General features: G+C 71.0%; 12 protein-coding genes. 2 read left to right on the forward strand and 10 right to left on the reverse strand.

Going from position 1 to position 11664, the window contains the following annotated elements:
* Positions 1-25 precede the first annotated feature (25 nt).
* Entirely contained in the window at positions 26-769 is a 744-nt protein-coding gene (locus ABD207_RS01440; protein ID WP_344009334.1) for a hypothetical protein, read from the reverse strand.
* A 363-nt stretch (positions 770-1132) separates the two neighbouring features.
* Here ABD207_RS01440 and ABD207_RS01445 point away from each other — a divergent pair, with 363 nt between their 5' ends.
* Both ABD207_RS01445 and ABD207_RS01450 read left to right on the forward strand, forming a co-directional pair.
* The gene (locus ABD207_RS01445; RefSeq protein WP_344009336.1) at positions 1133-1909 is read left to right on the forward strand and encodes an ECF subfamily RNA polymerase sigma factor, BldN family; all 777 of its coding nucleotides are present in this window, start codon (positions 1133-1135) and stop codon (positions 1907-1909) included.
* A gap of 234 nt (positions 1910-2143) precedes the next feature.
* On the forward strand, positions 2144-3382 hold the full coding sequence (locus tag ABD207_RS01450; RefSeq protein ID WP_344009338.1) for a DUF5667 domain-containing protein: 1239 nt from the start codon (positions 2144-2146) through the stop codon (positions 3380-3382).
* Positions 3383-3601: 219 nt separating this feature from the next.
* Here ABD207_RS01450 and ABD207_RS01455 read toward each other — a convergent pair whose 3' ends face one another.
* The 9 genes from ABD207_RS01455 to ABD207_RS01495 all read right to left on the reverse strand — a co-directional run bounded on the left by ABD207_RS01455 (position 3602) and on the right by ABD207_RS01495 (position 11593).
* Positions 3602-4663: a lysophospholipid acyltransferase family protein gene (locus ABD207_RS01455; protein ID WP_344009340.1), complete on the reverse strand. Its 1062-nt coding sequence runs from the start codon at positions 4661-4663 to the stop codon at positions 3602-3604.
* 14 nt (positions 4664-4677) lie between these two features.
* Complete coding sequence (locus tag ABD207_RS01460) at positions 4678-5739, reverse strand: NAD-dependent epimerase/dehydratase family protein (RefSeq protein ID WP_344009342.1); 1062 nt, start codon at positions 5737-5739, stop codon at positions 4678-4680.
* A 201-nt stretch (positions 5740-5940) separates the two neighbouring features.
* Entirely contained in the window at positions 5941-6039 is a 99-nt protein-coding gene (locus ABD207_RS01465) for a 30S ribosomal protein bS22 (protein WP_003948845.1), read from the reverse strand.
* A 159-nt stretch (positions 6040-6198) separates the two neighbouring features.
* Complete coding sequence (locus ABD207_RS01470) at positions 6199-6411, reverse strand: helix-turn-helix domain-containing protein (RefSeq protein ID WP_019981034.1); 213 nt, start codon at positions 6409-6411, stop codon at positions 6199-6201.
* Positions 6412-6540: 129 nt separating this feature from the next.
* Positions 6541-7356, reverse strand: coding sequence for a phosphatase (locus ABD207_RS01475; protein WP_344009344.1), 816 nt, complete (start codon positions 7354-7356; stop codon positions 6541-6543).
* 259 nt (positions 7357-7615) lie between these two features.
* Positions 7616-8788, reverse strand: coding sequence for an acetoin utilization protein AcuC (locus tag ABD207_RS01480; protein ID WP_344009346.1), 1173 nt, complete (start codon positions 8786-8788; stop codon positions 7616-7618).
* A complete protein-coding gene (locus tag ABD207_RS01485) occupies positions 8739-10019 on the reverse strand; it encodes an MFS transporter (protein ID WP_344009348.1) in 1281 nt (426 codons plus the stop codon). The genes ABD207_RS01480 and ABD207_RS01485 overlap by 50 nt, the downstream gene beginning before the upstream one ends.
* A gap of 113 nt (positions 10020-10132) precedes the next feature.
* Entirely contained in the window at positions 10133-10855 is a 723-nt protein-coding gene (locus ABD207_RS01490) for a VC0807 family protein (RefSeq protein WP_344009350.1), read from the reverse strand.
* Positions 10856-10948: 93 nt separating this feature from the next.
* On the reverse strand, positions 10949-11593 hold the full coding sequence (locus ABD207_RS01495; protein ID WP_344009352.1) for an HAD family hydrolase: 645 nt from the start codon (positions 11591-11593) through the stop codon (positions 10949-10951).
* Positions 11594-11664: the final 71 nt, after the last annotated feature.

Below are 11664 nucleotides of genomic sequence, written 5' to 3' on the forward strand. Positions count from 1 at the left end.
TCCCGCCAGGCGGACGATCCCGCCTCTACTCGTCGCCCGGGCGTGGCCCGAAGAGCACCGGGATCAGGGTCCGCGGATTCGGCCAGGGCATCAGCCCGCCCGAGTCACTGAAGGCGCGGACGCGCGCTTCGTACGTCTCCTCGAAGACCCGGACCGCCCGCCGCAGCTGCTCCGGCGTCACCTCCCGCTCACGCATCAGCACCCGCCTGCCGATCTCGACCGTGTTCGCCTCCGGATCCAGCCCCGCACGCGCCACCAGCTCGGGCGCCCGCTGCCCGGCCCGCTCCCGGCGCCGTCCGTCCTCGGCGGCCCGGGCCGGCAGCCGCTGGTACGACTCCTCCCGCGCCCGCGCCTGTTCCCGCTCCCGCAGCGCCGCCCGCTCCTGCTCCTTCGCCCACGCCTTCTCCCGCGCCCGGGCGCGCTCCGCCGCCTTGCGCCGCCGCACCTTCTCCGGACCGCGCCGGGGTTCGGGCAGCGCGGGGTCGAGCGGAGGCAGGGACGGGTTGACGGGGTGCGGCCTCGCCGTGCCGGAGAGCAGCTCCGCGATGAACACATGCACCGGCACGGACGGCCTGCCGTGCGGCCTGCTGCGCTGTCTGGAGGTTTCGGCGACGGCGGTGTGCGGGAGCTGCGCGGCTCGCAACGGGGAGAGCTGCGCGGCTCGCAACGGGGAGAGCCGCCCGGCCGCCTGACGCCGGTCCACCTCGTCCGTGAGGGCAGCCAGAAGGGCGCGCCCGACTCCCTCCGTCCCGCCAAGCCCCGGCCCCATGCCGTCATTGCACCACCGGCCCGACCGGTCGACCGGAGCAGGTCGTCCAGTACGCCACGCGACCAATCCCTGCGTCTTACCCCGCAACCCGCCTGTTCAGCCCTGTTGGCTGCACACGGCCACAACTCGCCCTACATGAACCCGGAAAACGAAGCAATCCGGTCAATAAATGGTCACTCTCCGGCACCTGGCAGGGCGTCAACCGACTACAGAAGCGACGTAATCGATGATTTGAGCAACTCGGTGTAGCAGCGCCTGTACGAAGCGTTATTCTCCTCAGACGCAAACCGGCACCTCTCCGTCGCTACGACGGGTGAAAGGTTCCGAAGTGCATGTGATGGAAGCTCTGCCTCTGGGAGTCCCGTGTACCCACACGTCGGGGTTGACGCCTCGGGCCTGGCTACGCTGCGCGCGACGGTCGCAACGGCCCGAGAGATGTTGCGCGGCTTCGTCCCCACCGCGTACGCCGTCCCCGCCTTCGCCACCGCACCCGTCGGCCCCTGCTACGCCCTCGCCGAAGGCAGTGCCGCGGTCGGCAGACGCGGGCGCTCCTCGGGCGCGGCCACCGCACGCCGGCCCGCCGCGGACAGCGACAGCGCCCGGATGATGGACCTGGTCGAGCGCGCCCAGGCCGGCGAGGCCGACGCCTTCGGGCGCCTCTACGACCAGTACAGCGACACCGTGTACCGGTACATCTACTACCGCGTGGGAGGCAAGGCGACCGCCGAGGACCTCACCAGCGAGACCTTTCTGCGGGCCCTGCGCAGGATCGGCACCTTCACCTGGCAGGGGCGCGACTTCGGCGCCTGGCTCGTCACCATCGCCCGCAACCTGGTCGCCGACCACTTCAAGTCCAGCCGCTTCCGCCTGGAGGTCACCACCGGCGAGATGCTCGACGCCAACGAGGTCGAGCGCTCCCCGGAGGACTCGGTCCTCGAGTCCCTGTCCAACGCCGCCCTGCTGGACGCCGTGCGCCGCCTCAACCCCCAGCAGCAGGAGTGCGTCACGCTGCGCTTCCTGCAGGGTCTGTCGGTGGCCGAGACCGCCCGGGTGATGGGCAAGAACGAGGGCGCGATCAAGACGCTCCAGTACCGGGCGGTGCGCACCCTCGCCCGGCTCCTGCCGGACGACGCCCGCTGATCCGGGCACGCTCGGCGACCCGCAACTCACGTTCCGTGAGGCCGCGTTGACTTCATCAACCGATCCCCCGGCGTCCGTAACCCAAGTGCCGCACCGCTCGTTGTGCGGGATGCAGGCTCCCTGTGGTCACCCCCTGACCGACTTCGATCACCCGATCGTGTGCAAGTGGTCAGCTGCGGGAACCCTCAGGACCCCCTGGGGAGTCGACCGTCATGACGAGAGGAGGTGCCGCCAGTGATCGCGAATGTATCGGCGCACCGGCGGGCGAGCGCCTTCGCCCAGGCCCTGGAGAAGCAGACCGACCGGGGCACGGCGGCCGAGCAGTCCGAAGGACCGGCACCGATCGCCGCGGAGACCGAGCAGACGCGACTGATCGAACTCACCGGCGAGCTCCGCGCACTGCCCAGGCCGGAGCTGGACCCGGAGGTCAAGACCGTCCAGCGCGCCCAGCTGGTGGCCGCCTTCGAAGCCATGCTGCGCGAGGACACGGCGAGCGGCACGGCCGACCCGCCCCTACCGGGGCAACGCGGGCGCCGCGCCCACGGCGCCCACCGGGCCACCGCCCTGAGCAGGCTCCGCCCCCGCTCCCGGCTCGCCAAGGGCCTCACCGCCGGCGGCATCGGCGTCGGCGTCGCCGGGGGCGCCCTCGGCGGAGTCGCCGCCGCCAGCTCCGACGCCCTGCCCGGCGACACCCTCTACGGACTCAAGCGCGGCATCGAGGACGTCAAACTCACCCTCGCCGACGGCAACGACGAGCGCGGCCGGGTCTACCTCGACCACGCCTCCACCCGTCTGAGCGAGGCCCGCCGCCTGATGGAACGCGGCCGCAGCGGCCCCCTCGACCACGAGTCCCTCACCGAGGTCCGCCACGCCCTGTCCAACATGCGGCACGACGCCTCCGAGGGCCACCGCCTGCTGCGCGAGGCCTACCAGCGCAACCCCGACTCGCTGGCCCCCATGCAGGCGCTCTCCTCCTTCTCCCAGTCGCACCGCGAGCTGTGGGGCGACCTGCGCCAGCGCCTGCCCCTGCAGCTCGGGGACGTCAGCGAACAGGTCAACTCCGTCTTCGACGCCATAGACAAGGACGTCGCCCCGCTGCAGTCCATGCTCCCCGCGTCCCCGGCCCGCAAGGGCGGGGGCGACGGCAAGCAGCACGGCTCGGGAACCGCGCCCAGCGACTCCTCGAGCCCCGGCGCCTCCAAGGCGCCCGGCAGCACCGGCGGCACCACCGAGGAGCGCGGCTCGGGCAGCCGTGGCCCCAGCAGCTCCGCCGACTCCGGCAAGGAGAACGACGGCCTGCTCGGCGGCAACACCGGCGGCCTGCTCGACCCGCCCAAGGAGAGCAGCGGCAGCAAGAGCTCGCCGTCCATCACCGACGGCCTCACCCGGCCCGACAAGCCCGACGTCACCCTCCCACCGCTGCTGCCCGGCCTGCTCCCGGGCCTCGGCATCGAAGGCGAGAACGCGGAGTAGGGCCGAGCAGGGCCCGAGCAGAGCGAGCAGGCCCAAGGGGGGCCCGAGCAGAGCTGCGAGGCCCCCGTACAGCCGCACAGGGCGCCCTCCCGATCCCCATCCGGGAGGGCGCCCCGCCGCGTGCGCGGACGGCCGGAAGAGCCGCCCGGAAGAGCCGCGCTGACGGCCGCCCGAGTCGCTCAGACGGCCAGTCGGCCAGTCGGCCAGCCGCTCCGTCGCTCAGAAGAACACCGACCGCCGCTGCACCAGCAGCTTGTACAGGGTGTGCTGGATCTGTTCGCGCACCTGATCGGTCAGGTTGAACATCAGCATCGGATCCTCCGCCGCCTCCGGCGGATACCCGTCCGTCGGGATCGGCTCACCGAACTGGATCGTCCACTTCGTCGGCAGCGGGATCGCACCCAGCGGCCCCAGCCACGGGAAGGTCGGCGTCAGCGGGAAATACGGCAGCCCCAGCAGCCTCGCGAGGGTCTTGGCGTTGCCGATCATCGGGTAGATCTCCTCCGCGCCGACGATCGAGCACGGCACGATCGGAGTGCGCGCCCGCAGCGCCGTGGAGACGAAGCCGCCCCTGCCGAAGCGCTGCAGCTTGTAGCGGTCGGCGAAGGGCTTGCCGATGCCCTTGAAGCCCTCCGGCATCACCCCGACCAGCTCCCCCTGCTCCAGCAGCCGGGAGGCGTCCTCCGCGCAGGCCAGGGTGTGGCCCAGCTTGCGGGCCAGCTCGTTGACCACCGGCAGCACGAACACCAGATCCGCCGCCAGCAGCCGCAGATGACGGCCGGCCGGATGCTTGTCGTGCACGGCGACCTGCATCATCAGGCCGTCCATCGGCACCGTCCCGGAGTGGTTGGCGACGATCAGCGCGCCGCCCTCCGCCGGGATGTTCTCGATGCCCTTCACCTCCACCCGGAAGTACTTCTCGTACAGCGGGCGGAGCAGGGACATCAGGACCTGGCCGGTGAGCTCCTCGTCGTACCCGAAGTCGTCGACCTCGTAGTCACCGGTGAGACGGCGGCGCAGGAACGCCAGCCCGCTCGCGATGCGCTGCTCCAGGCCGCCGGAGTCGTCGTCCCCGGCCTGCTTCCCGGGCCGCTCGTCCTCAGGTGTCACCGGATCATCGTCCCGCACGGGGGCCACGCCCGGCAGGGGCTGGACCTCCCCCACCGCCGGCTGCTCCCCGCCCGCGCGGCGGCTCGACGCACCGCGGCGGCGCGACGAGCGCGGCGTGGATCCTCCACGGGACCGGTCGTCGTCGAACGGAATGACCTTGGCGTCCGCCATCGTTGCTGCGCTCCTCAGTTGGCGCTCTGCTTCGGGGGGTGAGAGCTGCCCGGCAGGGGCAGCGCCGCGATCCGGTCGACAGCCGCGGCGAGGGCCTCCGGCGGAAGCAGCCCCGGCCCGCGGCTGCGCACGAAGTCCGCAAACGTTTCGGCAGTCGTGTACTTGGGGGTGAATCCCAGAACGTCGCGCATCTGGTCCGTCGCCACCACCCGGCCGTGAGTCAGCAGCCGGATCTGCTCGGGCGAGAAGTCCGTCATCCCCAGGGTACGCATCACCGTGTTCGCCCAGGTGACCGCGGGCAGCAGCAGCGGCACGGTGGGCCGGCCCAGCCGCCGCGAGCACTGGGACAGCAGCAGCACACCGTCGCCGGCGATGTTGAACGTGCCGCTGTTGAGCGTGCCCCGCCGCGGCTCGTGCGAGCCGATCCGCAGCACCTCGATCACATCGTCCTCGTGCACGAACTGCAGCCGCGGGTCGTAGCCCAGCACGGTCGGCAGGATGGGCAGCGAGAAGTACGAGGCGAGCGGGCTGTCCGCGGTCGGGCCGAGGATGTTGGCGAACCGCAGCACACACACCGCCACGTCCGGCCGGCGGCGCGCGAAGCCCCGCACATAGCCCTCGACCTCCACGGTGTCCTTCGCGAAGCCGCCGCTGGGCAGGGATTTGGGCGGGGTGGTCTCGGTGAACACCGCCGGATCGCGGGGTGCCGAACCGTAGACATTGGTGCTGGACTTCACGACCAGCCGTTTCACGTGCGGGGACTTCTGGCAGGCACCGAGCAGCTGCATGGTGCCGATGACGTTGGTCTCCTTCAGCGCGGCCCGGCTGCCGCTGCCCAGCGGAGTGCCCGTGACGTCGAGATGGACGACCGTGTCGGCGCCGGACTCGGCGAGCACGCGGGCGATGGTGGGCTGGCGGATGTCGGCCTGGACGAAGTCCGCACCGCCCAGATGATGCTCGGGCGGGACCGCGTCCACGGCGACGACCCGGTCCACCTCGGGGTCACGCTGGATCCGCCGGACGAAACGGCCCCCCAGCTGACGGGCCACTCCGGTCACGAGCACGACCTTTCCCAAGATCAGCGCCTTCCTTTCGCCCTGGTCCGTGGGGCCAACCTACCGGGTAGTAGTCGCTCTGTGGTGTCTTCCGACTGCGGGAAGTGACGAGCGGCCGAAACGCATACCCGTCGCGTACCCGTCGCGTACTCGTCGTCCCATGACAGTGGCCCCCCACCGGCTTGCGGTGGGGGGCCACTGGACACGCTTTCGCGCTGCCGCTTACTTCTTGTTGCGGCGCTGGACGCGCGTGCGCTTGAGCAGCTTGCGGTGCTTCTTCTTGGCCATCCGCTTACGCCGCTTCTTGATAACAGAGCCCACGACTAACCCTCGCTCACTTCTCATCACTCGGTGTGTTTGGGCGCCATGGGCCCACACGACCTTCGAGGGGTTAGCCTACCCGCCCGAGCGCTGAGGTCGTAATCGAGGTACCCGGGGAGGGCCCGAAGGTGCCCTGGACGGGCGCTCCCCGGCTCGCCGTCAGGCGGTTTCCACCCCCACGTAGCTCTCGCGGAGATAGTCGTGCACCGCTTGCTCGGGGACGCGGAAGGACCGCCCCACCCGGATCGCGGGCAGATGACCGCTGTGCACCAGGCGGTACACGGTCATCTTCGACACTCGCATCACCGAGGCGACCTCCGCCACGGTAAGGAACTGAACCTCGTTCAGAGGCCTTTCGCCAGCTGCAGCCATGACACACCTGAACCTTCCGCACTCGACGGCCACCGGCTTCCCCTTCCGGTGACTCTTCGTCGCTGCGTGCTCACTCCCCAATGTAGGGGCGGGTGATGCGAGTGGGGAAGAGGTGCACCCATCGGCGGCCTACTGTGACAGACACGCCCGATTGAGTACGTAGCGGGTCAACGGCAGGTAGTAATCGGACCGCGCACCGTCCTCGAGCGGAACGACGACGGACACGCACCCCTCCGCCTGCCCGACGAACGGCGCCGGATCGTTCACATCGGCCAGCGCGATCACCTCGAACCCCAGCTGACCTGCCCCGCAGGCCCAACCATGATCACCGATCACCAGATCCGGAAGCGGCCCGCCGGCCTCGGCCGCCGCTTCCAGCGCGGTACGAACCGGGAGAGGGGAGTGCGTGTGTGCGCCGGGCTCACAACCGGGGCGTTGGGGGTCGCCGTCGCGGACGAGCGCGACTCCCCGTACGTAGCCGAGGTTGTACGTGCGTAGGCCGAACCGGGTCGTTATGTCGACACAGCGACCCTGCGCCGGGGTGAGGACGGTACATCCCGCCGCCGACAAGGCGTCTGCCAGAGCGGCGTAGAAACCGAGCAGCGGGTGCGGGTGCCCGGTCCCCAGCAGCACCGCGGCCCGCCGCCGCGCGGCCGCCGCGAGCCGTTCCGCATAGGCGTCCAGGGCGGCCAGCGTCCGCTCCGGATCGATCACCTCCTGGCCGTCGGTGCGCCCCGGATCGGCCGGAGACCCGCACCGCTCGGCCATCAGCGCGGCGACCTCCCGCTGCCCCCACGACCACACGGGCTCGATCCCGATCAGCACCCGCGGATCCCGCGCCGCGAACAGCCGATAACTCCGCAGGCTCTCCTCCCGCGTGGTCGCCACCACCCCCGCAAGCCGAGCGGCAAGCAGATGACCCCGAATCTCCCCGGCGCTGACCACACCCCGATCCTGGCCCACCTCAGCCCCTCCGGGGCCCCGTTCCCCCGAACAACCCACGGTCGGCGTACACCGATCCCTCGTAGCTGCGGGCGGTCGTGCCGCTGGGGCGGCACGGGCGGGCGATGGGGGTCCCCCCGCTCGAGCGCAGTCGAGAGTGGGGGGACGGTGGGCGCAGCGGCACCCCGCCAGCGCCGGTGAGCGCACCCACCCCCGCCCAGCCCCCACCCCGGGCAACCGCTCAAGGAACCGGTCAGCTCCCCTACGCCAACAACCCTCGCAACGGAAACACCGCCCGCCGAGTCGCCAGCACCGCCTGATCCAGCCGATCCGCCGGGTCGTACCCCTCCTCCCAGGAGGCGAACGAAACCGGCCACCGCCCATCAGTCATCCGCACCGGCGCCAACTGCCGAGTCCGCGCAAACACCTCCTGCCGCCACCCTTCAGGAATCACCGTCTCCGGCTCCACCGCCCGCTCCGCAGCGATCCCCACCAGATGAGCCCACGATCGCGGCACGACCTCCACCACCGCATAGCCGCCCCCGCCCAGCGCGACCCACCGCCCCCCGGCGTACTCGTGCGCCAGCTCATGACACGCCACCTGCACCGCCCGCTGCGCATCCAGCGACACCGCCAGATGCGCCAGCGGATCCTCGAAGTGCGTATCCGCTCCGTGCTGCGTCACCAGCACCTGCGGCCGGAACTCCGCCAGCAGCTCCGGCACCACCGCATGGAACGCCCGCAGCCACCCCGCGTCCCCCGTCCCCGCCGGCAGCGCCACATTCACCGCGGTGCCCTCCGCACTGCCCGCCCCGGTCTCCTCCGGCCACCCGGTCTGCGGGAACAGCGTCCGCGGATGCTCGTGCAGCGAGATCGTCAGAACCCGCGGATCCTCCCAGAACGCCGCCTGCACCCCGTCCCCGTGGTGCACGTCGACGTCGACATACGCGACCCGCTCGGCCCCCAGCTCCAGCAGCCGTGCGATCGCCAGCGCCGCGTCGTTGTACACACAGAACCCGGACGCGGACCCCGGCATCGCATGGTGCAGCCCGCCCGCGAAGTTCACCGCGTGGGGCGCCTCCCCCCGCCACACGGCCTCCGCCGCCCCCACCGACTGCCCCGCGATCAGCGCCGACACCTCGTGCATCCCGGCGAACGCGGGATCGTCGATCGTCCCGAGCCCGTACGAGGTGTCCGCGGCCCTCGGGTCGGCCGAGGCAGCCTTGACCGCGTCGATGTAGTCCTGCCGGTGAACGAGCCGCAGCGTCGACTCCCCGGCCGGCTTCGCGGCGACCACCTCCACCTCACGGTCGAGTCCGAGTGCGTCGATCAGACTCCGGGTCAGGGCGAGCCGGACCGGGTCCATCGGATGGTCCCGGCCGAAGTCATAGCCCGTTACTGCCTCGTCCCACATCAGCTGTGTGCGGCCGCTCATGCCCGCCACCGTATCGGTCCGGTTGAGCCACGAACGACCGGGCATGGACGAGTGTCACCAGTACCAACACCATCGGCACCAGCATCGCCCCGCGGTAGCTCCAGGCATCCCCGACCGCCCCCACCAGGGGCGAACCGATCAGGAAGCCCACGTAGTTGAAGACGTTCAGCCGCGCTACGGCCGCGTCCGAGGCCCCCGGCCCGTGCAGCTCATGGGCCCGCCGGCCCGCCGCGGCGAAGGTCTGCGGCACCAGCACGCACAGCCCGAGCCCCAGCAGTGTGAACCCCAGCATGCCCACCCACGCGCCCGGCGCCCCGGCCACCACCGCGAACCCCGACGCGGCCACCAGCGCCCCGCTCCGCACCACCGCCACGGCCCCGAACCGCCGCACCCCGAAGTCCCCGATCACCCGGCCGAGCAGCGTGGTGACCATGTAGACGTTGTAGGGGACCGTCGCCAGCTGCTCGCTGCTCCCCAGCACGTCCTGCAGATACTTGGCGCTCCAGTTGGAGACCGTCGAGTCCCCGATGTACGCCACGGTCATCACCAGACACAGCGGCAGCAGCCACCGCAACCCCGCACCCGCGACGTCCCGGGCGTCCCCGGAGCCCTTCGCCACCGTCCCCTCGGCCGCAAGGCTGCGCTTCTCCTCCTCGTTCTCCTCCTCGTTCTCCTCCGCGTCGACGTACCAGCGGCTCCCCGCCAGCGCCGCCGGCATCAGCACCAGCACCACCGGCAGATACGACACCCACAGCGCCAGCTGCCAGTGCGCCCCGGCCCACGCCAGCGACGCCCCGACGATCCCGCCCAGGCTGTAGGCGGCGTGGAAACCGAGCATGATGCTGCGCCCGTAGGCCCGCTGCAGACTCACCCCGAGCATGTTCATCGAGGCGTCCAGCGCACCGACCGCCAACCCGAACACCGCCAGCGCAGCGGCCAGCACGGCCATCTGCTCCCCCGCCCCGACCACCAGCAGCGACAGCAGCACGACCGGCTGGGACCACCTCAGCACCCGGCTCGGCGCGGCCCGCCGCACCACCCGCTCGGTCGCCACACTGCCGACCCCGGCCAGGATCGGCACGGCGGCCAGGAAGACGGGCAGCAGGGAGTCGGACACCCCGTACCGGTCCTGGATGGCCGGGATCCGCGTCACGAGCAGGGCGAAGGCGACGCCCTGCACCAGGAAAGCGAACGCCAGCGAGGCCCTGCCGCGCCGCAGCACATCGGTCATGGCGGCGAGCGTAGGGCCCCGGCGTACCGGTGGGTAGATCCAGCCAAAGGTGAATTTCCTTCAGTTTCACCGGCGTTCAAGGCGGCGCTCAGCCCAAGGCGATGCCCCCGCCCTCACCTCACGCCCACGACCGCAGGCCCCTCGGCACCCTCGGCAGCCGTCACCGTCCCGCACACTCCGGGCGTCTTCACCTCCGCGGCGAGCATGGCCGCCATCGGCCCGGCACCCAGCGCCCCGGCCACCAGGAACGCACCCGCCAGCGTGACGATCATCAGCACCGTGCCCAGCCACACCATGGTGTCCACCGGCAGCGCATACGCCCCGATCACCCGCACCACGCACTCCCCGAGCAGCGCCGCGCCCCACACCACCGAGAACCTCCGCTCGGCCCGCCGGAACGCCTCCGACCCGCCCATCAGCCGCGTCCAGGCCGCCTCCCGGGCCTCCTGGCCGCGGATGAGCCACGGCTTCATGGCCGAGGTCATCATCGGCTTCCCCAGCGCCACCGACACCAGCACACCAATTCCGATGACGCTCCCGACCGAGCTCTCCCGCACCAGCATCATCCGCGCGTCACCGGAGAGGAAGCCGAGCACCATCGACGTCACATTGACGAAGAGGATCAGCACGGCGAACGCATTCACCGCCCGCTCCCTCACCAGCCCCCACCCGGTACGCACGGCCGGGAACACGCTGCTCCAGGCGAGGGCCGCGAACTCGCTCATCCCCGCGGCGTTCCTCAGCAGGTAGTACGTCCCGACCGGCACCGCCACGTCCAGAACCACCGGCAGGAGGGCCGGCCGCTTGCCCTTGTGCACACCCGAGTTCGTCGTCATGCCCTCAGCTTCCCGGCCGACCGGGGTCACGCAGTAGAAACGAACGTCCGCATCTCGGCATGACGATTGTCATGGGCCGGCCGCTGCCGGGGATCACACCAGCAGTTCGGGCAACTCCCGCATCTTCGCGAAGAGTCCGGTGGCCCCCGCGAGCTTCTCCGGCGGCGTCATCGCCGTGAACCCGTACACATCCATCCCGGCGGCCACGGCCGCCTGCACGCCCAGCGGACTGTCCTCGACCACCACGCACCGCTCCGGGGCGACACCCATCCGCTCGGCCGCGTACAGGAAGAGATCGGGTGCCGGCTTGCCCCGCCCGACATCCTGCGAGCTGAAGATCAGCTCGTCCCCGAACCACCGGTCCAGCCCGGTCGTCCGATGCCCGACCCGGATCCGCTCATGGCTGCCCGACGAGGCCACGCAGTACCGCACCCCGTCGGCGGTCAGCTTCTCAAGCACATCCACGACACCGGCCACCGGCTGCAACTCCCGCTCGAACGCGGCGAAGACCCGGGCGTGGAACACATCGTCGAAGTCCTCTGGCAGCTTCCGCCCCGACCGCTGCTCCACCAACTCGTGCACGCGATGCATGGCGGACCCCATGAAGTCACGGATGGAGTCCTCGTACGAGGTCGGGTGCCCGAGCTCGGTGAGGTAGGCGGCGAGGTGCCGGTTGGAAGTCGGCTCGCTGTCCACCAGCACACCGTCGTTGTCGAAGATGACCAAGTCATAGCGCATACCTCGACCCTAAACGCAGAAAACCCCGCACCCAAAGGTGCGGGGTTTCCCGGAAAAATCGTCCGGCGGCG

It is taken from the genome of Streptomyces thermospinosisporus (assembly GCF_039526425.1).
GTDB classification, from domain to species: domain Bacteria; phylum Actinomycetota; class Actinomycetes; order Streptomycetales; family Streptomycetaceae; genus Streptomyces; species Streptomyces thermocarboxydovorans.

What these genes read in the sequence shown, in the direction of transcription:
- ABD207_RS01440 (WP_344009334.1), bottom strand. Translation starts at nt 769, where the DNA reads ATGGGGCCGGGGCTTGGCGGGACGGAGGGAGTCGGGCGCGCCCTTCTG.
- ABD207_RS01455 (WP_344009340.1), bottom strand. Translation starts at nt 4,663, where the DNA reads ATGGCGGACGCCAAGGTCATTCCGTTCGACGACGACCGGTCCCGTGGA.
- ABD207_RS01470 (WP_019981034.1), bottom strand. Translation starts at nt 6,411, where the DNA reads ATGGCTGCAGCTGGCGAAAGGCCTCTGAACGAGGTTCAGTTCCTTACC.
- ABD207_RS01480 (WP_344009346.1), bottom strand. Translation starts at nt 8,788, where the DNA reads ATGAGCGGCCGCACACAGCTGATGTGGGACGAGGCAGTAACGGGCTAT.
- ABD207_RS01485 (WP_344009348.1), bottom strand. Translation starts at nt 10,019, where the DNA reads ATGACCGATGTGCTGCGGCGCGGCAGGGCCTCGCTGGCGTTCGCTTTC.
- ABD207_RS01490 (WP_344009350.1), bottom strand. Translation starts at nt 10,855, where the DNA reads ATGACGACGAACTCGGGTGTGCACAAGGGCAAGCGGCCGGCCCTCCTG.
- ABD207_RS01495 (WP_344009352.1), bottom strand. Translation starts at nt 11,593, where the DNA reads ATGCGCTATGACTTGGTCATCTTCGACAACGACGGTGTGCTGGTGGAC.